At 64.6% G+C, this 19,905-nt stretch carries 30 protein-coding genes and 1 pseudogene; all 31 read left to right on the top strand.

Translation table 11 applies throughout. The features are described from left to right. Positions 1 to 147: 147 nt before the first annotated feature. The 31 genes and pseudogenes from ACT53N_RS18835 to rpsK all read left to right on the top strand — a co-directional run bounded on the left by ACT53N_RS18835 (position 148) and on the right by rpsK (position 19,903). Complete coding sequence (locus ACT53N_RS18835) at positions 148 to 774, top strand: YdeI/OmpD-associated family protein (protein ID WP_476065303.1); 627 nt, start codon at positions 148 to 150, stop codon at positions 772 to 774. Positions 775 to 1,325: 551 nt separating this feature from the next. Further along, on the top strand, positions 1,326 to 2,144 hold the full coding sequence (gene fdhD, locus ACT53N_RS18830; RefSeq protein WP_476065302.1) for a formate dehydrogenase accessory sulfurtransferase FdhD: 819 nt from the start codon (positions 1,326 to 1,328) through the stop codon (positions 2,142 to 2,144). Beyond that, positions 2,144 to 4,432, top strand: a complete 2,289-nt coding sequence (locus tag ACT53N_RS18825; RefSeq protein ID WP_476065301.1) for an FdhF/YdeP family oxidoreductase — start codon at positions 2,144 to 2,146, stop codon at positions 4,430 to 4,432. Before fdhD ends, ACT53N_RS18825 begins: the two co-directional genes overlap by 1 nt. 53 nt (positions 4,433 to 4,485) lie before the next feature. Beyond that, positions 4,486 to 5,634 (top strand): GNAT family N-acetyltransferase, encoded by a 1,149-nt coding sequence (locus ACT53N_RS18820; protein ID WP_476065300.1) that lies wholly within the window; start codon positions 4,486 to 4,488, stop codon positions 5,632 to 5,634. A 112-nt stretch (positions 5,635 to 5,746) separates the two neighbouring features. Next, positions 5,747 to 6,586, top strand: coding sequence for a GIN domain-containing protein (locus ACT53N_RS18815; protein WP_476065299.1), 840 nt, complete (start codon positions 5,747 to 5,749; stop codon positions 6,584 to 6,586). Positions 6,587 to 6,869: 283 nt separating this feature from the next. Next, positions 6,870 to 7,056 (top strand): annotated as a pseudogene (locus ACT53N_RS18810) (hypothetical protein). 13 nt (positions 7,057 to 7,069) lie between these two features. Then, positions 7,070 to 7,378: a 30S ribosomal protein S10 gene (gene rpsJ / locus ACT53N_RS18805; RefSeq protein WP_004616952.1), complete on the top strand. Its 309-nt coding sequence runs from the start codon at positions 7,070 to 7,072 to the stop codon at positions 7,376 to 7,378. A 13-nt stretch (positions 7,379 to 7,391) separates the two neighbouring features. Then, on the top strand, positions 7,392 to 8,159 hold the full coding sequence (gene rplC, locus ACT53N_RS18800; RefSeq protein ID WP_310210625.1) for a 50S ribosomal protein L3: 768 nt from the start codon (positions 7,392 to 7,394) through the stop codon (positions 8,157 to 8,159). Further along, positions 8,159 to 8,797, top strand: a complete 639-nt coding sequence (rplD, locus tag ACT53N_RS18795) for a 50S ribosomal protein L4 (RefSeq protein WP_476065298.1) — start codon at positions 8,159 to 8,161, stop codon at positions 8,795 to 8,797. Before rplC ends, rplD begins: the two co-directional genes overlap by 1 nt. Then, complete coding sequence (locus ACT53N_RS18790; protein ID WP_010919129.1) at positions 8,797 to 9,093, top strand: 50S ribosomal protein L23; 297 nt, start codon at positions 8,797 to 8,799, stop codon at positions 9,091 to 9,093. The genes rplD and ACT53N_RS18790 overlap by 1 nt, the downstream gene beginning before the upstream one ends. Positions 9,094 to 9,096: 3 nt before the next feature. Beyond that, positions 9,097 to 9,936, top strand: a complete 840-nt coding sequence (gene rplB, locus ACT53N_RS18785; RefSeq protein ID WP_476065297.1) for a 50S ribosomal protein L2 — start codon at positions 9,097 to 9,099, stop codon at positions 9,934 to 9,936. A 3-nt stretch (positions 9,937 to 9,939) separates the two neighbouring features. Continuing rightward, a complete protein-coding gene (gene rpsS, locus ACT53N_RS18780; RefSeq protein ID WP_010919131.1) occupies positions 9,940 to 10,218 on the top strand; it encodes a 30S ribosomal protein S19 in 279 nt (92 codons plus the stop codon). A gap of 2 nt (positions 10,219 to 10,220) precedes the next feature. Further along, positions 10,221 to 10,601 carry a 50S ribosomal protein L22 gene (gene rplV, locus ACT53N_RS18775; protein ID WP_010919132.1) on the top strand — a complete coding sequence of 127 codons (381 nt, stop codon included), beginning with the start codon at positions 10,221 to 10,223 and terminating at the stop codon, positions 10,599 to 10,601. Beyond that, entirely contained in the window at positions 10,601 to 11,353 is a 753-nt protein-coding gene (gene rpsC, locus ACT53N_RS18770) for a 30S ribosomal protein S3 (RefSeq protein ID WP_096032933.1), read from the top strand. Before rplV ends, rpsC begins: the two co-directional genes overlap by 1 nt. A 13-nt stretch (positions 11,354 to 11,366) precedes the next feature. Further along, positions 11,367 to 11,798: a 50S ribosomal protein L16 gene (rplP, locus tag ACT53N_RS18765; protein WP_010919134.1), complete on the top strand. Its 432-nt coding sequence runs from the start codon at positions 11,367 to 11,369 to the stop codon at positions 11,796 to 11,798. Positions 11,799 to 11,803: 5 nt separating this feature from the next. Beyond that, positions 11,804 to 11,995 (top strand): 50S ribosomal protein L29, encoded by a 192-nt coding sequence (rpmC, locus tag ACT53N_RS18760; RefSeq protein ID WP_010919135.1) that lies wholly within the window; start codon positions 11,804 to 11,806, stop codon positions 11,993 to 11,995. Between the two features lie 10 nt (positions 11,996 to 12,005). Beyond that, entirely contained in the window at positions 12,006 to 12,245 is a 240-nt protein-coding gene (rpsQ, locus tag ACT53N_RS18755) for a 30S ribosomal protein S17 (protein WP_010919136.1), read from the top strand. Between the two features lie 17 nt (positions 12,246 to 12,262). Next, a complete protein-coding gene (rplN, locus tag ACT53N_RS18750) occupies positions 12,263 to 12,631 on the top strand; it encodes a 50S ribosomal protein L14 (RefSeq protein ID WP_010919137.1) in 369 nt (122 codons plus the stop codon). Further along, complete coding sequence (rplX, locus tag ACT53N_RS18745) at positions 12,631 to 12,945, top strand: 50S ribosomal protein L24 (protein WP_476065296.1); 315 nt, start codon at positions 12,631 to 12,633, stop codon at positions 12,943 to 12,945. The genes rplN and rplX overlap by 1 nt, the downstream gene beginning before the upstream one ends. Next, positions 12,938 to 13,495 carry a 50S ribosomal protein L5 gene (gene rplE, locus ACT53N_RS18740; RefSeq protein ID WP_099503308.1) on the top strand — a complete coding sequence of 186 codons (558 nt, stop codon included), beginning with the start codon at positions 12,938 to 12,940 and terminating at the stop codon, positions 13,493 to 13,495. Before rplX ends, rplE begins: the two co-directional genes overlap by 8 nt. A 21-nt stretch (positions 13,496 to 13,516) precedes the next feature. Then, positions 13,517 to 13,822, top strand: coding sequence for a 30S ribosomal protein S14 (rpsN, locus tag ACT53N_RS18735; protein WP_010919140.1), 306 nt, complete (start codon positions 13,517 to 13,519; stop codon positions 13,820 to 13,822). Between the two features lie 10 nt (positions 13,823 to 13,832). Beyond that, positions 13,833 to 14,231 (top strand): 30S ribosomal protein S8, encoded by a 399-nt coding sequence (gene rpsH, locus ACT53N_RS18730; protein ID WP_010919141.1) that lies wholly within the window; start codon positions 13,833 to 13,835, stop codon positions 14,229 to 14,231. A gap of 18 nt (positions 14,232 to 14,249) precedes the next feature. After that, positions 14,250 to 14,783 (top strand): 50S ribosomal protein L6, encoded by a 534-nt coding sequence (gene rplF, locus ACT53N_RS18725; RefSeq protein WP_101715817.1) that lies wholly within the window; start codon positions 14,250 to 14,252, stop codon positions 14,781 to 14,783. A 3-nt stretch (positions 14,784 to 14,786) separates the two neighbouring features. Beyond that, positions 14,787 to 15,137: a 50S ribosomal protein L18 gene (gene rplR / locus ACT53N_RS18720; protein ID WP_476065295.1), complete on the top strand. Its 351-nt coding sequence runs from the start codon at positions 14,787 to 14,789 to the stop codon at positions 15,135 to 15,137. 10 nt (positions 15,138 to 15,147) lie between these two features. Continuing rightward, positions 15,148 to 15,753 carry a 30S ribosomal protein S5 gene (gene rpsE / locus ACT53N_RS18715; RefSeq protein WP_010919144.1) on the top strand — a complete coding sequence of 202 codons (606 nt, stop codon included), beginning with the start codon at positions 15,148 to 15,150 and terminating at the stop codon, positions 15,751 to 15,753. Positions 15,754 to 15,756: 3 nt separating this feature from the next. Then, positions 15,757 to 15,942, top strand: a complete 186-nt coding sequence (rpmD, locus tag ACT53N_RS18710) for a 50S ribosomal protein L30 (RefSeq protein WP_010919145.1) — start codon at positions 15,757 to 15,759, stop codon at positions 15,940 to 15,942. Positions 15,943 to 16,115: 173 nt separating this feature from the next. Beyond that, positions 16,116 to 16,601, top strand: a complete 486-nt coding sequence (gene rplO / locus ACT53N_RS18705; RefSeq protein ID WP_476065294.1) for a 50S ribosomal protein L15 — start codon at positions 16,116 to 16,118, stop codon at positions 16,599 to 16,601. Between the two features lie 218 nt (positions 16,602 to 16,819). Continuing rightward, positions 16,820 to 18,175 (top strand): preprotein translocase subunit SecY, encoded by a 1,356-nt coding sequence (gene secY / locus ACT53N_RS18700; RefSeq protein ID WP_476065293.1) that lies wholly within the window; start codon positions 16,820 to 16,822, stop codon positions 18,173 to 18,175. Positions 18,176 to 18,309: 134 nt separating this feature from the next. Continuing rightward, positions 18,310 to 18,885 carry an adenylate kinase gene (locus ACT53N_RS18695; protein WP_476065292.1) on the top strand — a complete coding sequence of 192 codons (576 nt, stop codon included), beginning with the start codon at positions 18,310 to 18,312 and terminating at the stop codon, positions 18,883 to 18,885. Between the two features lie 246 nt (positions 18,886 to 19,131). Next, on the top strand, positions 19,132 to 19,500 hold the full coding sequence (gene rpsM / locus ACT53N_RS18690; protein ID WP_010919149.1) for a 30S ribosomal protein S13: 369 nt from the start codon (positions 19,132 to 19,134) through the stop codon (positions 19,498 to 19,500). Positions 19,501 to 19,513: 13 nt separating this feature from the next. Further along, positions 19,514 to 19,903: a 30S ribosomal protein S11 gene (gene rpsK, locus ACT53N_RS18685; RefSeq protein WP_010919150.1), complete on the top strand. Its 390-nt coding sequence runs from the start codon at positions 19,514 to 19,516 to the stop codon at positions 19,901 to 19,903. Positions 19,904 to 19,905: the final 2 nt, after the last annotated feature.

The raw sequence follows: 19,905 nt of genomic DNA, 5'->3' as shown, positions 1-19,905 counted from the left end.
CGTGAAGGCGGCCGCACCGTCGGCGCCGGCGTCGTCGCCAAGATCGTCGAGTAATCGACCTTCTGAGCTTCGGCTGACTATGCGAAGGCCCCGGAGAGCAATCTCCGGGGCCTTTTGCTTTTTCGTCGACGGGCCGAAAGTGCGGTCATGGCGATGATCATCGACCCCGACGACTTCTTCACCAAGGGCTGCGGTCGCTGCGCCCGGTTCGCGACACCTGACTGCTCGACCCGTCCCTGGATCGACGGCCTGAGCGCGCTGCGCCAGATCTGCCTGGATGCAGGGCTGAAAGAGACGGCCAAGTGGGCCCACCCTTGTTACATGCACGTGGGCCGAAATATCGCGCTGCTGGGCGCGTTCCGTAGCGACTTCCTGATCAGCTTTCTGAACGCCGGTCTCTTGGTTGACAGCGCGGGCGTCCTGAAGACCCCTGGCCCCAACAGCCAGACCCCAAGCGTCATCCGCTTCACGAGGGTCGCGGAGGTCGAGGCGCTTGCACCCACGATCCGCGCCTGCCTGCGCCAGCTGACAGATCACGCCGAGGCGGGGACGAAGCCGCCCACGGTGACGCGCGAGATCGACATGCCTGACGAACTTGTGGAAGCGCTGGACGCCGACCCTGTCTTGGCCGAGGCGTTCCACGCGCTGACGCCCGGACGCCAGAGGAGCTATCTGTTCGCCTTGAACCAGGCCAAGCAGGCGGCGACGCGGATGGCCCGGATCGAGAAGTTTCGCGATCGGATTATCGCCGGCAAGGGCGCCCAGGAGCGTTAGGGACTGGTCGCGGTAATTTCGCACTCAAGCAGGGCCCCTCATGGTGGGAGAGGCAAACGCGCCGCGCCACCCTCTCCCAGCGGGAGAGGGCCGGGGGAGAGGGCGTAGGGCTTTGGCCGGCGCGCCGGCAGGGCGGCGGCTTTGTAACCCCTCACCCGACCGCTCCGCGGCCACCCTCTCCCTCTGGGAGAGGGAACCGGTTTTAAGGGGATTGGCGGACGTGGATGCTCGGAATTGGCGGCGTCGATCCCAACGAAATCAACGCCTTCTCACTTTTACGCGTCGCTGAATGATCCGCGTTCAAAGCCACACCCATACCCATAGCCATCCTTGTCGCGGGGGAGGGCGTTTGGATCCGGCCCAATACGGCGGCGGGGCTAGGTTGAGCGGGGCCGCGTGGTCTCGAAGCGGTTTCGACCGGTCTCCGGGTTCGTCCGGCCGCTCCGTCGCCTCCCCCAACACCTTCAGCGAGCGATCGTGTGAAGCGGAGAACCTGCGCCCGGTCCCCACGGCCGCTGTACCGCTCTGCGCCGTCGGAGTAGGCTCCCGTCATGTCGCGTTCCGTCGTCGATCCCCGTTCCGCCCTGCAGTGGCGCGCCGATCAGGCCGCTCAGCCCATTGAGCGGATCACGCCGCAGGAGACCGCCGTCGGCCTGTCGTTCGACGGTCGCCCGCATACAGTGCTGATGGCCACGCCGGACGCTCTAGAGGACCTGGCGCGCGGCTTTGTCGTCACCGAAGCGGTGGCCGCCGCTCAGGACATCGCCTCGATCGATCTGCAGGTCGAAGAGCAGGGCGTCCTGGTCGATGTCCGCTTCCGCCCAGGCGCGGGTCCGCGCAAGGCTCGGCCGCGCAATCTTGAGGGCCGCTCCAGTTGCGGTCTGTGCGGGGTGGAGCGTCTCGCCGACGCCGTGCGCCCGCTGCCGGTGCTGGCGGCTTCGGATGCGATTCTGGCGCACGCCGCGGTTCCACGGGCTTTGGCCAAGCTGGAAACCGAACAGGCGCTTGGCCGCCTGACCCGCGCCACCCACGCTGCGGCGTTCTTCTCGCTGGCGGGCGAGCTCGTCCTGCTGCGCGAGGACGTCGGCCGCCACAACGCCTTGGACAAGCTGGCCGGCGCCATACTGTACGAGGGGCGTGACCCCGTGAGTGGCTTTGTGTTGGTGACCAGCCGCTGCTCGTTCGAGATGGTCGAAAAGACGGTGCGCCTGGGCTGCCCGATCCTGGTGGCGGTGTCGGCGCCGACCGCTCTGGCGATCGATCGCGCCCAGGCGGCCAACCTGACCCTGGTGGCGTTGGCGCGCGCCGATGGTCATGCCGTTTTCGCGGGGGCCGAGCGCCTGATCGACCGGATGATGGAGCCAGCCTGATGGCGGACGAGAAGATCCCGGGTGTCCGGCCCTACGATGCGCCCGCCGGCGGCTGGGGCGCGCTGAAGGCGGTGGCCGGCGCGCTGTCGGATCAGGAGACGGTGATCGAGGGCGGCAAGACCCTGCTGAGGGCGAACCAGCCCGAGGGCTTTGACTGTCCCGGCTGCGCCTGGCCCGATCCCAAACACACCTCGTCGTTCGAGTTCTGCGAAAACGGCGCCAAGGCCGTGGCCTGGGAGGCGACGACCAAACGCGCCACGCCCGAGGTCTTTGGCCGCCACACGGTCAGCGAGCTGCTGACCTGGAGCGACCACCAGATCGAGGATCTGGGCCGCCTGACCGAGCCGATGGCCTATGATCCGGCCGATGATCGCTACAAGGCGATCTCCTGGGACGAGGCTTTTTCGCAGGCCGGCGCAGCACTGAAGGCTCTGGTCGATCCCAACCAGGCCGAGTTCTACGCCTCGGGCCGCGCGTCAAACGAGGCGGCGTTCCTCTACCAGCTGCTGGGCCGACGGTTCGGGACCAACAATTTTCCCGACTGCTCCAACATGTGCCACGAGCCCACCAGCGTGGGCCTGCCGGACTCGATCGGCCTGGGCAAGGGCTCGGTGACCCTGGAGGATTTCGACCACGCCGACCTGATCCTGTGTTTCGGCCACAATCCCGGCACCAACCATCCGCGGATGATGGCGACCCTGCGCGAGGCCAGCCGACGGGGCGCGACGATCCTGGCCTTCAATCCGCTGAAGGAGCGGTCGCTGGAGCGGTTCGCCTCGCCGCAGGATCCGGTCGAGATGGCGACCCTGGGCTCCACACCGATCGCCTCGGCCTATTATCAAGTGACGGTCGGCGGCGACGCGATGCTGGTCCAGGGCATGATGAAGGCCCTGCTGGCCATGGAAGCCCGAGACGGCGGCGTCCTCGATCATGCCTTCATCGCGGAGCACACGACGGGCTTTGCGGCGTTGGCGGCGCAGCTTGAGGCTCTCGACTGGGCGGTCATCGAGACCGGAAGCGGCCTGTCGCGCGCCCGGATCGAGGAGGCCGCCGCTGTCTACGCCAAGGCCAAGGCCGCCATCCTCTGTTACGGCATGGGTCTGACACAGCATCGCGACAGCTCCGGGACCGTGCAGCAACTGGTCAATCTGCTGCTGCTGAAGGGGAATATCGGGCGTCCGGGCGCGGGGATCTGTCCGTTGCGCGGCCATTCGAACGTGCAGGGCGCGCGGACGGTCGGGGTTTGGGAAAAGCCGCCGGCCGCACTCTTGGACTCGCTCCGTGAGGTGTTCGGCTTCGAACCGCCGCGTGAGCACGGGCACACCGTGGTCGAGGCCATCGCCGCCATGGAGCAAGGCGGGGCCAAGGTGTTCGTCGGCTTGGGCGGCAATTTCGCCGTGGCCGCGCCCGATCCGACCCGCACCTTCGCAGCCATGCGCAAGCTCGACATGGCGGTGCATATCGCGACCAAGCCGAACCGCACCCATCTTCTGGTCGGCAAGGCGGCCTTGCTGCTGCCGTGCCTGGGCCGCACCGAGATGGACGTACGCGGCGGGGTCCGTCAGGCGGTGACGGTCGAGGATTCCATGTCCATGGTCCACGCCTCGCGCGGTCTCAACGCGCCGGCGTCCGAGCACCTGCTGTCCGAACCGGCGATCGTCGCCGCGCTGGCTGAAGCCGTCTTTGGCCGCGACCCCTTGATTGATTGGGCGGGGCTGGCGAACGATTACGACGCCATCCGCGATCTGATCGCCCGCGTCTTCCCGTCGGCCTTCAACGACTACAACGAAAAGGTCCGCGTTCCGGGCGGCTTCCGGCTGCCGGTCGGGCCGTCGAACCGGGTTTGGCGAACCGCCAGCGGTAAGGCCAACTTCCTGGTCTTCGATCCCAAAGGCGGAGACCCTCGGCGAGGCGATCCCGATGTGCTGCTCCTGACCACCCTACGCAGTCATGATCAGTACAACACCACCGTCTACGGACAGGACGACCGGTATCGCGGGGTGTTCGGTCGTCGCGACGTGGTCTTCGCCAACCCTGACGACATGGCGCGGCTTGGTCTCCAGGCCGGGGCGAAGGTCGACCTTCATGCGGCCTTTGACGAGGGCCTATCCCGGATTGCGCGCGGCTTCACCCTCGTGGCGAGGGACATCCCGCCGGGCTGCCTCGCGGCCTACTATCCGGAGACCAATGTCGTTGTTGCGCTGGACGATCATGACCTGCGCTCGGGCACGCCGGCTTACAAGTCGGCGCCGGTTCGGCTGCGCAGGCACGAGGCGACTCTCAACTAAAGCGATTGTTAGGATGCTATGGGTCTAAATGCCCGCTCTCCAGGGAGGGACCCGTGCCGGCCGACGACATCAGGGTCGAAATTGTCGACGCCGCGCGCCTAGACCCTGAGGCGCGGGCGGCGTGGCGTGACCTGCGCGCCGCGGATCCGGCTCTCGCTAGCCCGTACTTCGACCTGCGTTTCATCGAGATCGCCGCCCAGATCGCGCCAGGCGCCAAGCTGGCGGTCGTCCGGCAGGGCGATGCGGTCCGAGGATTCTTGCCCTTCCAGAGCCGCGGCGCGCTGCTCCAGCCCTTGGCCGCGCCGCTCAGCGACTTCCATGGCTTGATCGCCGCGTCGGGCGTTTCCGTCTCTCGCCTGCTTCCGCATCTGCCGGGAGTCCGCAGAGCACGGTTCGGGGGGCTGATCGGCGCGAGTCCCGACGACCTTCCGAGGCTTGCGACCCGCAGGGCTATGGCGGCGGATCTGTCTCACGGCTTCGAGGCGTATCTCACCGGCCGCGATGGTCGCTTTCTGAAGGACAAGCGTCGGCGACGGCGCGCGCTTGAACGGGATCACGGGCCGGTGAGCTTCTCGTTCCGACGAGCCACCCGCGAAGACATTGCGATGATCGTCGCACGCAAGCGTGCGCAGATTGTCAGGACCCATCAGTACGACGTGTTCGCCTGCGGCTGGACGGTCTCGCTTCTGGAGCGGCTCGCGGACGCCGGCGCTGAGGACTTCGGTCTTCGGACCGCCACACTGGAGGCAGGCGGAAAGGTGATTGCCGCCGAGCTAGGCCTGCTTTCCGGGACCCGCTACCACCTGTGGTTCCCGATCTACGATCCAGCCTTCGCCCGTTACTCGCCGGGCGCGCTTATGACGCTCGACACGCTGGAGGCGCTGGCGAGCGCGGGGGTCTCCCGCGTCGACTTCGGCGTCGACGCCGACAACTACAAGCGCGACTTCGCTGACCCCGTCGAGGCGGTGTTCGAGGGCTTGATAGAGCGGCGGCGCGGCCCTCGGGGTCATCCTCTGCGCGTGATGGGCGCGGCGCGGTTGGCGCGGCGGTTCGATCGGATCGTTGCGTGCGAGCCGGGCCTCGTGGGGCAGCTTCGAGGGGGAGGGGGCTTCCTCACCGCGATCGCCCGCCGCCATCCCAGGCTGGGCGCGGCCCTTGGTCTTGGGTTCGGCCTGGTCGGCCTGGCCATGATGGTCGACTAGTCGACCCGGAAGATGACTTCGGGGTCATGACCTCGAATTAAGTCGAAACCTTGTCGGCCCCTCGCTAGCTTCTCCTCATCGAATTTCAACACGCATCCTTGGGGAGACACTGATGCGGGCTCTGACCACTCTGGCCGTGCTGGCCATCGCCACGACCGCCGCTGGCGCCGCTGCTGCTGCTCCGTCCGTCAAGATCAAGGACGCTGTCGCGCGCGTCGTGATCATTCCGGAGAACCGCCCTGACGTGAAGGTCGAGTTCCTGACCACGAACGCCGCGCTCCCGCTCACGGTCCGCCAGGACGGCGATCAGGTGGTCGTCGACGGCGATCTGAAGATGAACCGCATCAATAGCTGCAACAGCCGCGACGGTAAGGTCTGGGTTAAGGTCCGCGGGGTGGGGGAGGTGTCCTACGATAATCTCCCGCAAGTCGCCGTCCGTACGCCTATGAACGTCAAGGTCCAGGCCGGCGGCGCGGTCTTCGGTGATATCGGTCGCTCGGACAGTGTCGAGCTGGGCAACGCCGGCTGCGGCGATTGGACGATCGCTAACACCAAGGGCAAACTGGAGGTCGCTCAGGCTGGCTCTGGCGGAGCCAAGGCTGGCACAGCCGCCGAGGCCGAGTTCAGCATCGCGGGGTCGGGTGATGTCTCCGCCCAGGCGATCGCCGGCGACCTTGAGACCAACATCGCTGGTTCGGGCGACATCTGGGTCGCCAGTATCAACGGAAAGCTTGAAGCCAACATCGCTGGCTCGGGGAACATCACTGTCGCTGGTGGGCGCAGCCGCGCGGTCGACGTCAGCGTGATGGGTTCCGGCGACGTGACCTTCAACGGCGAGGCCGGCGACGTCGACGTCAGCGTCATGGGCTCTGGGGATGTGAAGATCGCCAAGGCCACCGGTCCCGTGAAAAAGCATGTCGGCGGCTCGGGCGACGTGATCATCGGCCAATAGCTCACGCTACATATGCATAAATGACAGAGCGATCGCCCCGGGATGCTGTGCGTCCTGGGGCGATGGCCTGTTTGGTCCACAGCTTGGCGCCGCCTGAAGGCGCTAAGTCCAAGTGCGAAGCACGAGACTGCGCGATCCAGCCGTTTGAGGCTTGCGTGGAACGCGGCCGGCGCCTATCCAGAACCCGCCCGACGACTCGCGTCCCCAAAGTCGCGACGAACCGGACAGAGCGCTTGACGAAACCGATTCTGGAACGTACAAGCGCGCCTCTGTTGGACCGGCTGTGAGCTCTAGGGCTCAAACGCGGTTCGCGAGACGCCCGGACATAGCGCCCTTGTGGTGTAATATCTGGTCATCACCCCCGACAGGCGACTGTTGGGGACATTTGTTTTGCGGACGCTGCGTACGGGGCCCACCTGGGTTCCGGGTTGGTCTTTGAAATGGTTCGAGACGCGGGCGCAGCCCACTAGGAAACCGAGCGATATGGATCGTCAGAACATCCGCATCCGGCTCAAGGCCTTCGATCACCGCGTGTTGGATCATTCCACGCGCGAGATCGTCAATACGGCCAAGCGTACGGGTGCGACGGTGCGGGGCCCCATCCCCCTGCCCACGCTTATCGAGAAATTCACTGTCAACCGTTCGCCGCACGTCGACAAGAAGTCGCGCGAGCAGTTCGAGATCCGTACGCACAAGCGCGTTCTCGACATCGTTGACCCGACTCCGCAGACCGTGGACGCGCTGATGAAGCTCGACCTGTCGGCCGGCGTTGACGTCGAAATCAAGCTGTAAGGAGGGCCGATCCATGACTCTCCCCACCCAACGCACCGGCGTCATCGCCAAGAAGCTCGGCATGACCCGCTTCTTCGACGAAGCTGGTCAGCACGTGCCGGTCACCGTCCTGTCGCTCGACGGTTGCCAGGTCACGGGCGTTCGCACCGTTGAGAAGGACGGCTACACCGCCCTCCAGCTCGGCGCCGGCGCCAAGAAGGCCAAGAACACCTCCAACGCCATGCGTGGTCACTTCGCGAAGGCGGCCGTTGAGCCGAAGCGCGTCGTCGCCGAATTCCGCGTCGAGGAAAGCGCCCTGATCGAAGTTGGCGCCGAACTGACGGCCGACCACTTCGTCGCCGGCCAGAAGGTCGACATCCAAGGCGTGACCGTCGGTAAGGGTTTCGCCGGCGCCATGAAGCGCTGGAACTTCGGTGGTCTCCGCGCCACCCACGGTGTTTCGGTCTCGCACCGCTCGCACGGTTCGACCGGTAACCGCCAGGATCCGGGTCGTACGTTCCCGGGCAAGAAGATGGCTGGTCACCTGGGTCAAGAAACCGTCACCACGCTGAACGTCACCGTTTGGAAGGTGGACGTCGAGCGCGGTCTGATCCTGGTCAAGGGCGCCGTCCCGGGCCACGAAGGCAGCTACGTGAAGGTTCGTGACGCCGTGAAGAAGGCTCTCCCCGCCGACGCTCCGCGTCCGGGCGCCTTCCGCAAGGCTGGCGAAGCTGCTCCGGCCGCCGCTGAGACCCCCGCTGAAGAGGCCCCCGCGGCTGCGACCGAAGAGGGCGAAGGCTAATGAAACTCGACGTCATCAAACTGGACGGCGGCAAGGCCGGTTCCGTTGATCTCGACGACGCCATCTTCGGCATCGACGACATCCGCGGCGACATCCTGCAGCGCGTCGTGACCTGGCAGCTGGCCAAGCGCCGCTCGGGTAACCACAAGATTCAAGTTCGTAACGAGGTCTCTCGTACGAGCAAGAAGATGTACAAGCAGAAGGGCACCGGCGGCGCTCGTCACGGCTCGCGTCGTGCGGCTCAGTTCGTCGGCGGCGCCAAGGCCCACGGTCCCGTGGTCCGCAGCCACGCCTTCGACCTGCCCAAGAAGATCCGCGCCCTGGCCCTGAAGCACGCTCTGTCGTCGAAGGCCAAGTCGGGCTCGCTGGTCGTCCTGGACAGCGCCGTTCTGACCGAAGCGAAGACGGCCGCCCTGCGCGCCAACTTCGACAAGATCGGTCTGAAGAACGCCCTGGTCATCGCCGGTCCGGAAGTGGACGCGAACTTCAAGCTCGCCGCCCGCAACATCCCGAACGTGGATGTCCTGCCGAACGCCGGCCTGAACGTCTACGACGTGCTGCGTCGCCAGACCCTCGTCCTGACCAAGGACGCGGTCGAAGCGATCTCGGCCCGTTTCGCTGAGAAGGAAGCCGCCTAATGGCCGCCACCGCTCGCCACTACGACACGATCCTGTCGCCGGTGATCACCGAAAAGACGACCCTGCTCAGCGAGCAGAACAAGGTTGTCTTCAAGGTGGCCAACGACGCGACCAAGGACGAAATCGCCGCCGCCGTCGAAGAGCTGTTCAAGGTCAAGGTGACCAAGGTCAACACCATCGTGACCAAGGGCAAGACCAAGCGCTTCCGCGGTATCGTGGGTCGTCGCAACGACGTCAAAAAAGCGATCGTGACCCTGGCCGAAGGCCAGTCGATCGACATCACGACGGGGCTCTAAGACATGGCCTTGAAGCAATTTAACCCGACCAGCCCCGGCCAGCGCGGCCTGGTGCTGATCGATCGCAGCGAACTTCACAAGGGTCGCCCCGAGAAGAAGCTCGTTGAAGGCCTGACCAAGTCGGGCGGTCGCGGCGGCAATGGCCGTATCGCGGTCCGTTTCCGCGGCGGCGGCGCCAAGCGCCTTTACCGTCTGGTCGACTTCAAGCGTCGCAAGCAAGGCGTGGCTACGGTCGTTCGTCTCGAGTACGACCCCAACCGCACCGCCTTCATCGCCCTGATCAAGTATCAGGCTGATGGCGAACTGGCCTACATCCTGGCCCCGCAACGCCTGAAGGCCGGCGACGAAGTCGTCACGGCTGACAAGGTCGACGTGAAGCCGGGCAACGCCTCGCCGCTGCGCACGCTGCCGATCGGCACGATCATCCACAACATCGAGCTGAAGCCCGCCAAGGGTGGTCAGATCGCTCGCTCGGCTGGTGCCTACGCCCAGCTGGTCGGTCGTGACGCCGGCTACGCCCAGATCCGCCTGAACTCGGGCGAGCTGCGCATGGTGCTCGATACGTGCATGGCCACCGTCGGCGCCGTTTCGAACCCCGACCACATGAACCAGAACCTCGGCAAGGCCGGTCGTTCTCGTCACATGGGCCGTCGCCCGCACGTCCGCGGTGTCGCCATGAACCCGGTCGACCACCCCCACGGTGGTGGTGAAGGCCGGACCTCGGGCGGTCGCCACCCGGTGACCCCGGCTGGTAAGCCGACCAAGGGCGCCAAGACCCGCGTCAACAAGGCCACGGATAAGTTCATCATCCGCTCGCGCCACAAAGCGAAGAAGGGCCGCTAAGCCATGACCCGCTCCGTCTGGAAAGGCCCGTTTGTCGACGGGTACCTCCTGAAGAAGGCCGATGCCGCTCTGTCGTCGGGCCGCAAGGACGTCATCAAGACCTGGTCGCGCCGCTCGACCATCATGCCGCAATTCGTCGGCCTGACCTTCGGCGTGCACAACGGCCACAAGCACGTCCCCGTGCTCGTGTCGGAAGACATGGTCGGCATGAAGTTCGGCGAATTCGCGCCGACCCGGAACTTCCCGGGTCACGCCGCCGACAAGAAGGCCAAGAGGAAGTAATCATGGCCAAGCAGAAGCAAGAACGCCGCCTGCCGGCCGCCGAAGCGATGTGCAAGGTGCGCACCCTGCGCACCAGCCCGCGCAAGCTGAACCTGGTCGCTCAGTCCATTCGTGGCCTGAACGTCCAGCGCGCTCTCAACGAGCTCGAATTCAGCCACAAGCGCATCGCTCAGGACGTCCGCAAGGCGCTGTACTCGGCGATCTCGAACGCCGAGAACAACCACAACCTCGACATCGACTCGCTGGTCGTCGCCGAGGCCTATGTGGGCAAGAACCTGATCATGAAGCGTTTCTCGCCCCGCGCTCGCGGTCGCGCGACGCGCGTTGAGAAGCCGTTCTCCGAGATCACGATCGTGGTCCGCGAACTGGGTGAGGCCGCCTAATGGGTCAGAAAGTCAATCCGGTCGGGCTGCGGCTCGGCATCAACCGCACCTGGGACAGCCGTTGGTTCGCCGACGGCAACCAGTACGGCAAGCTGCTGCACCAAGACCTCGCGGTCCGCGCCGCTCTGAAGAAGCGCCTGTACCAAGCTGGTGTCTCGCGCATCATCATCGAGCGTCCGCACAAGAAGTGCCGCGTGACGATCTATGCCGCCCGTCCGGGCGTCATCATCGGCAAGAAGGGCGCTGACATCGACAAGCTCCGCAAGGACCTGTCGGTGATGACCGAGGGCGAAGTCCACCTGAACATCGTCGAGATCCGCAAGCCGGAAACCGACGCTCAGCTGGTCGCCGAGTCCATCGCTCAGCAGCTGGAGCGCCGTATCGCGTTCCGTCGCGCCATGAAGCGCTCGATCCAGTCGGCCGTGCGCCTCGGCGCCAAGGGCATCCGGATCAACGTTTCGGGTCGTCTGGGCGGCGCTGAAATCGCTCGCATGGAGTGGTACCGCGAAGGTCGCGTGCCGCTGCACACCCTGCGCGCCGACATCGACTTCGGTTTCGCCGAAGCCAAGACCACCTACGGCATCATCGGCGTGAAGACCTGGATCTTCAAGGGCGAGGTGCTCGAGCATGATCCGATGGCGCTCGACAAGCGTCTGGCGACCGAATCCGGCCCGGCCGGTGAAGGTGGCGGACGTGAGCGTGGTGATCGTCCCGACCGGGGCGACCGTCGTGACCGTCGCGATCGCGCCTAAGGATTAGATCGCCATGCTGTCTCCGAAGAAGACCAAATTCCGCAAGCAGTTCAAGGGCCGCATCCACGGCACTTCGAAGGGCGGCACCCTGCTGAACTTCGGTTCTTACGGCCTCAAGGCTGTTGAACCCGAGCGCATCACGGCCCGTCAAATCGAAGCCGCCCGTCGCGCCATCACCCGCCAGATGAAGCGTCAAGGCCGCGTCTGGATCCGTATCTTCCCGGACGTGCCGGTCACCGGCAAGCCGGCGGAAGTCCGGATGGGTAAGGGTAAGGGCGCCGTGGATTACTGGGCCGCTCGCGTGGCTCCTGGCCGCATCATGTTCGAAATCGACGGCGTGCCGGACGATATCGCGCGTGAAGCGCTCCGCCTTGGCGCCGCCAAGCTGCCGATCCGCACCCGTGTTGTCACCCGCATCGATGCGGGCGTGGCTCAGGAGGCCTGAGGCTCATGAAGATCGCTGAAATCCGGGGCATGACCCCCGACCAGCTGGCCGACACCCTGATCAGCCTGAAGAAGGAGCAGTTCAACCTGCGCTTCCAGGCCGCCACGGGCCAGGTCGAGAAGACCCACCGCGTCAACGAGATCCGCAAGGATATCGCGCGGATCAAGACCGTGCTGCGCGCCAAGGCCGCGGCTTAAGGAGAACGATATGCCCAAGCGTATCCTCGAAGGGGTCGTCGTCTCCGATAAGGGCGACAAGACCGTGGTGGTGAAGGTCGAACGGACCATCGTCCACCCGGTTCTGAAGAAGATCGTGCGTCAGTCCAAAAAGTACCACGCGCACGACGAAGCCAACGCGTACAAGGCCGGTGAAGCGATCCGCATCATCGAGTGCGCTCCGAAGTCCAAGCTGAAGACCTGGGAAGTGCTTCCCAAGGCTTCGGCTTAATCTGGAAGGTTTAGACCATGATCCAGATGCAAACTAACCTGGAAGTCGCCGACAACTCTGGCGCTCGCCGGGTCATGTGCATCAAGGTGTTGGGCGGCGCTGGCCGTCGCTACGCCAGCGTGGGCGACGTCATCGTCGTCTCCGTCAAGGAAGCCATTCCGCGCGGTCGCGTGAAGAAGGGTGACGTGCTTCGCGCCGTCGTCGTTCGGGTGAATCAAAATCTGAAGCGCAAGGATGGCTCGGTCATCCGCTTCGATAAGAACGCCGCGGTGATCGTGAACAAGCAGAGCGAGCCGGTCGGCACGCGGATCTTTGGCCCGGTTCCCCGTGAACTGCGCGCCAAGAACCACATGAAGATCATCTCCCTCGCTCCGGAGGTGCTGTAATGGCCGCTAAGATCAAGAAGGGCGACCGCGTCGTCGTTCTGGCCGGCAAGGACAAGGGCAAGCAAGGCTCGGTCCTGCAAGTCCTGCCGAAGGACAACCGGGTCGTCGTGGAAGGCGTGAACATGGTTTCGCGTCACACCAAGCCGACCCAAGCCGATCCGCAAGGCGGCATCAAGAACAAGGAAGCCGCGCTGCACGTCTCGAACGTCGCCATCGTGGACTCCAACGGCAAGCCCACCCGCGTCGGTTTCAAGATCGAAGGCGACAAGAAGGTGCGCGTCGCCAAGACGACCGGCGAGGTGATCAATGGCTGATCAAGCTTACGAGCCCCGGCTGAAGACCGTTTATCGCGAGCGCATCCGCGCGGCGATGAAGGAGCAGTTCGGCTATACCAACGAGATGCAGATCCCCAAGCTGGACAAGATCGTCCTGAACATGGGTATCGGCGAGGCCGTGGCCGACTCCAAGAAGGCCCAGACCGCGCTGAAGGATCTGCAAGCGATCGCCGGCCAAAAGCCCGTCGCGACCCGCGCCCGCAAGTCGATCGCCGGCTTCAAGCTGCGCGAAGGCATGGTGGTCGGCGCCAAGGTCACCCTGCGCAAGGACCGGATGTACGAATTCCTCGACCGCCTGGTCACGATCGCGCTGCCGCGCGTGAAGGACTTCCGTGGTCTGAACGGCAAGAGCTTCGACGGCCGTGGCAACTACGCCATGGGCCTGAAGGAGCACCTGGTGTTCCCGGAAATCAACTATGACCAGATCGAACAGATCTGGGGCATGGACATCATCGTCTGCACCACTGCGAAGTCCGACCAGGAAGCCAAGGCTCTCCTGAAGGAATTCCAGTTCCCGTTCGTGAACTAAGAGCGGGAAGGGAAAGAAACCATGGCCAAGAAAAGCGCCGTCAACCGCAACGAAGCCGTCAAGGCTCTCGTCAAGAAGTTCGCCGAAAAGCGCGCCGCGCTGAAGGCGATCGCCAACGACGAGACCCTGCCGCTCGAGGAACGCTTCGAGGCTCGCCTCAAGCTCGCCAAGCTGCCGCGTAACAGCGCCGCGATCCGCATCCGCAATCGCTGCGAAGTCACCGGCCGTCCGCGCGCCTATTACCGTAAGCTCAAGATGAGCCGTGTGGCCCTCCGCGAACTGGGTTCGCAAGGCCAGATCCCCGGCCTCGTCAAGTCGAGCTGGTGAGGACGATCAGATGTCGATGAACGATCCCCTGAGCGACATGATCGCTCGCATCAAGAACGCCGCCCAACGCAAGCGGTCCAAGGTCTCGACGCCGGCTTCCAAGCTGCGCGCCCGCGTCCTGGACGTGCTGGCCGACGAAGGCTACATCCGCGGCTACTCGCTGGTCGAGAAGCCCGGCGCGTTCCCCGAATTCGAGATCGAGCTCAAGTACTTCGACGGTGAGCCCGTGATCGCCGAGATCAGCCGCGTGTCCAAGCCTGGTCGTCGCGTCTACTCCTCGATCAAGGACCTGAAGCCGATCAAGAACGGCCTGGGCATCTCGATCCTGTCGACGCCGAAGGGCGTCATGTCGGACACCGCTGCACGCGACGCTAACGTCGGCGGCGAAGTCCTCTGCCGCGTCTACTAGGCGCGGGAGGGAAAGAGCATGTCACGTATCGGTAAGAAAGCCGTCGCAATCCCCTCGGGCGTGCAAGTCACGCTCGCGGGTCAGACGGTCACGGTGAAGGGCCCCAAGGGTCAACTCTCGTGGACGATCGCCGACGAAGTCGAAGTCAAGCAAGAGGGCGCTGAGCTCCTGCTGGCTCCGCGCGTCGACACGAAGCGCGCCAAGGGCATGTGGGGTCTGTCCCGCACGCTGGTGGCCAACATGGTGCACGGTGTCACCGCCGGGTTCGAGGAAAACCTCGAACTGGTCGGCGTTGGTTACCGCGCGGCCATGAAGGGCACCGCCCTCAGCCTCCAACTCGGTTTCAGCCACGACGTGGACGTTGAGGCTCCGGCCGGCGTCACCTTCGCGGTGCCGAAGCAAACCGAAATCAAGATCGCCGGCATCGACAAGCAGGCGGTTGGTGAGATTGCCGCGAAGATCCGCCGCATTCGTCCGCCGGAACCCTACAAGGGCAAGGGCGTGCGTTATGCTGGCGAGAAGGTTCGCCGCAAGGAAGGCAAGAAGAAGTAAGCCATGGCGCTCTCTCCTCGTGAATCGGCGGCCAAGCGCGCTCAGCGCGTTCGCACCCGCCTCAAGAGCCTCGCCAACGGTCGTCCGCGTCTGTCGGTCTTCCGTTCGTCGAAGAACATCTACGCCCAGATCATCGATGATGCTCGCGGCGTGACCCTGGCGTCGGCCTCCACTCTGGAAGCCGAAGGCAAGGGCGCGGACAAGGATGCCGCCGCCGCTGTGGGCAAGCTCGTCGCCGAGCGCGCCATTGAAAAGGGCGTCAAGGACGTCGTTTTCGATCGTGGCAGCTACATCTTCCACGGCCGGGTGAAAGCCCTGGCCGACGCCGCGCGCGAAGCCGGCCTGAACTTCTAAGGGAACGAAAATGGCTCGTGGTGAACAACAGCGCGGTGAAGGCGGTCAACGCCGTGACCGTCGCGACCGCAACGCCCCCGAAGAGCGGGTCGACAGCGACATCGTCGAAAAGCTCGTCCACATCAACCGCGTCGCCGCCACCGTGAAGGGTGGTCGTCGCTTCAGCTTCGCTGCTCTGATGGTCGTTGGCGACCAAAAGGGCCGCGTCGGCTTCGGTCATGGCAAGGCGCGTGAAGTGCCGGAAGCCATCCGCAAGGCGACCGAAGAAGCCAAGAAGACGATGATCCGCGTACCGCTGCGCGAGTCCCGCACCCTGCACCACGACGGCGCTGGCCGTTGGGGCGCTGGCAAGGTGATGATGCGCGCGGCGCCTCCCGGCACCGGCGTCATCGCCGGCGGTCCGATGCGCGCGGTTCTCGAAACCCTGGGCGTCCAGGACGTCGTGGCCAAGTCGACGGGTTCCTCGAACCCGTACAACATGGTTCGCGCCACGTTCGAGGCCCTGAAGGTGCAATCGTCGCCCCGCCAGATCGCCGCCAAGCGCGGCAAGAAGGTTGGCGACATCCTCGGCCGCCGCGCCGACGGCGCTTCGGCGCCGGAAGCCATCGAGGGCTAAGTCATGGCTGAAGCTAAGACCGTTACGGTTCGCCAAACCGGCAGCCCGATCCGTCGGGAAAAGGACCAGCGCGCGACGCTCGTGGGTCTGGGTCTGAACCGCGTGGGTCGTGTCTCGACCCTGCAGGACAACCCCTCGACCCGCGGCATGATCCGCAAGGTCCAGCACCTGCTGGAAATCGTCGAGTAGTCCTTCTACACGATGCGAATACGCCACCCCGGAGCGATCCGGGGTGGTTTTCGTTTGAAATCGCGCATTCGCCCCATTGAGTTTTCTCGCGTTTTAGGGTTTTAAGCGCGCTCTGTTTTCACAAGCCGAGTCCAGCCGCCTGGCTGGGCGCAGATCTCCAAGGAGAGGCACATATGACCAAGCTGAACGAACTGGCTCCCCGCGAAGGCTCGACCAAGGGCCGCATGCGCGTTGGCCGCGGCCCGGGTTCAGGCAAGGGCAAGACCGCCGGTCGCGGTGTGAAGGGCCAGAAGGCGCGCTCGGGCGTCGCTATCAACGGCTTCGAAGGCGGTCAAATGCCGCTGCACATGCGTATGCCGAAGCGCGGCTTCAACAACCCCTTCCGCCTTGAGTTCGCTGAAGTGAACCTGTGGCGCCTGGAGCAAGCCGTCGCCGCCGGCAAGATCAAGAAGGGCGCTGAAGTGGGCGCCGCCGAGTTGGTCGCCGCTGGCGTCATCCGTCGTGAACTCGACGGCGTGAAGCTGCTGGGCAAGGGCGAGATCAAGACCGCTCTGAAGCTGACCGTCTATTCGGCCACCGAAGCCGCCATCAAGGCTGTCGAAGCCGCTGGTGGTTCGGTCACCGTGACCAAGAAGGCCAAGGCGCAAGCCGAAGCCTAAAGGCATATGTCATCCCGTTGAGCGCCTGGCGCTTTCGGGACCGCGTTTCCGACCGGGATGACAGAATTTCGAGGCTCGCCGTGACATCGCGGCGGGCCTCACCTATTTGTGGCGCTCTCCTGGGATCAGCCTGATCCCGGAAACCTTATTTCAGAGCGCGATCGCCGCCGAAGCGGTATCTGCTTCGGCGATCGCGTTCTTGAGTCGTGGGGATCTGAATGGCCTCGGCCGCCGAACAACTCGCAGCCAATATGAATTTCAGCTCGTTCCAGAAGGCGAGCGAACTTCACAAGCGTATCTGGTTCACGATCATCGCCCTGATCGTCTACCGCCTTGGCACCTACGTTCCGATCCCCGGCATCGATCCGGCCGCGTTCGCGTCGCTGTTCAGCCAGAACAGCAAGGGCCTCCTGGGCATGTTCGACATGTTCTCGGGCGGCGCCGTCGAGCGTATGGCGATCTTCTCGCTGAACGTCATGCCCTACATCAGCGCCTCGATCATCGTGCAGCTGATGGGCACGGTGTATCCGCCGTGGGAGAAGCTGAAGAAGGAAGGCGGGGAGGCGGGTCGCAAGACCCTGAACCAGTACACCCGCTACCTGGCGGTCATTCTGGCCATCGTTCAGTCGGCTTCGATCGCTATGGGCATCGCCGCTCAGCCGGGCGTCGTGGCCGACGGCGTGGGCCAAACCTTCTTCATCGCCTCGACAATCGTGGCCCTGACGGGCGGCACGATGTTCCTTATGTGGCTGGGTGAGCAGATCACCAGCCGGGGCGTCGGCAACGGCGTTTCGCTGATCATTTTCGCGGGCATCGTCGCCGCTCTGCCGATCAAGCTGATGCAGATGCTTACCCAGGCCCAGTCGAACAACAACTACATGCCGTTGTTCCTAGTGGTCGTCGGCGGCATCGCCGCCATCCTGGCCATCGTCTTCATCGAGCGCTCGCAGCGTCGTCTGCTGGTTCACTATCCCAAGCGTCAGCAGGGCAATCGCATGATCGGCGGCGAAAGCTCGTTCATGCCGCTGAAGATCAACACCGCGGGCGTGATCCCGCCGATCTTCGCCTCGTCGCTGCTGCTGCTGCCGACGACCGCCCTGCAGCTGGTGCAGACCGCCAACCTGCCGGCGTGGGCCTCCTGGTTGCCTTCCATGGTGGGCTCGCTCCAGCATGGGCAGCCGGCGTTCCTGGTGCTCTACGCGCTGCTGATCATCTTCTTCTCGTTCTTCTACACCTCTGTGGTGTTCAACCCGGACGAAACGGCGGAGAACCTGCGCAAGTACGGCGGCTTCCTGCCGGGCATCCGTCCGGGCAAGCGCACCGCCGAATATCTGGACTACGTCCTGACCCGCCTGACCGTGATCGGCGCGGCCTACATCACCGCCGTCTGCGTGGCGCCGGAGCTGGCCATGATGGCGATGAAGTCGACCCAGTTCGCGCTGGGCGGCACCTCGATCCTGATCGTCGTCACGGTCACGATGGACACGGTGGCGCAGATCCAGTCGCACCTGCTGGCTCACCAGTACGAGGGCCTGATCAAGAAGTCGAAGCTGCGCGGCGGTCGCAACCGCTAAGCCAGGCTTTAACTTTATTGCGAGCGTCGGAAGCCGGTTTGTCACAAAACCGGCTTCCGTTTTTATTGCCGGGGCTCTAGGTCTGCTCCGGGAGACAGCCGGGCGCAGACTCGGTGACGCGCGAAGGGGCATTTATGAATCTGATCCTGTTCGGCCCGCCGGCGGCGGGGAAGGGGACCCAGGCCAAACGCCTGGTCACGGAGCGCGGCATGGTCCAGCTCTCGACCGGCGACATGCTGCGCGCGGCCATCGCCTCGGGCTCTGAGTTGGGGCAGCGCGTCAAGGGTGTGCTGGATCGCGGCGAGCTGGTCACCGACGAGATCGTCATCGCTTTGATCGAAGACCGTCTGCCTGAGGCCGAAGCGGCTGGTGGCGCGATCTTTGACGGTTTCCCGCGCACGGTCGCTCAGGCCGAGGCCCTGGATAAAATGCTCGCCGCCCGTGGTCAAAAGATCGACGTCGTTCTCCGACTCAAGGTAGACGAGCCAGCCCTGATCGAACGGATCAAGAAGCGGTTCGAAGAACAGGGACGGCCTGACGACAATCCGGAAGTCTTCGTGACTCGCCTGGCCGCGTACAATGCTCAGACCGCGCCGCTGCTGCCCTACTACGAAGGGCAGGGCAAGCTGACGGAGCTGGATGGCATGGGGACCGTCGAAACGGTCGCCGCGTCTATCGACAACGCTCTGGAGCCCGTCGCTGCAGGATAACGATCCCGTAGCGATAAAAGGGCTCCACCCTCCAGGAGAGCGTGACTTTGGTCACGCGGGCGTGGTCGCCTGATTGAACCCCGAATTCGCAGGCTTTTCTGTGGATTCAGTTGTTGACGGAAGCGAAACGATCCCTATAACGGGGCGCTTCCGCGAAAGGGCGCGATCCGTGCGCGCCGGTTTGGATCTCGATCCGGCCGGGCGCGCCGTTCGCGTCTTTAGTGCGTGACTAGGAGAACATTAGACGTGGCCCGTATCGCAGGCGTCAACATCCCGACGAACAAGCGCGTTCTGATCGCGCTTCAGTACATTCACGGCATCGGCCAAAAGTCGGCTCGTGAGATCATCACCAAGGTGGGCATCGAGGACGCCCGTCGTGTCAATCAACTGACCGACGCCGAAGTCCTGCAGATCCGCGAGACGATCGACCGTGACTACACCGTCGAGGGCGACCTGCGTCGCGAGAACTCGATGAACATCAAGCGTCTGATGGACCTGGCCTGCTATCGCGGCCTGCGTCACCGTAAGGGCCTGCCGGTCCGCGGTCAGCGCACCCACACGAACGCCCGCACCCGCAAGGGTCCGGCCAAGCCGATCGCCGGCAAGAAGAAGTAAGGTAGCCTGACCGATGGCCAAGGAACCGGCTCGCGTTAAACGTCGCGAACGCAAGAACATCACCTCGGGCGTGGCGCACGTGAACGCCTCGTTCAACAACACCATGATCACCATCACCGACGCCCAGGGCAACACGATCTCGTGGTCCTCGGCCGGCATGATGGGCTTCAAGGGTTCGCGCAAGTCGACCCCGTACGCCGCGCAGATGGCCGCCGAAGACGCGGGCAAGAAGGCTGCCGAGCACGGCGTGAAGACGCTGGAAGTCAACGTTTCGGGTCCGGGTTCCGGCCGTGAATCGGCTCTGCGCGCGCTGCAAGCCGCGGGCATGACCATCACGACCATCCGCGACGTCACGCCGATCCCGCACAACGGCTGCCGTCCGCCCAAGCGTCGTCGCGTCTAGTA

The sequence above is a fragment of the Caulobacter sp. DMC95 genome, assembly GCF_056313785.1.
This window is presented reverse-complemented; position numbering and strand designations above follow the sequence as displayed.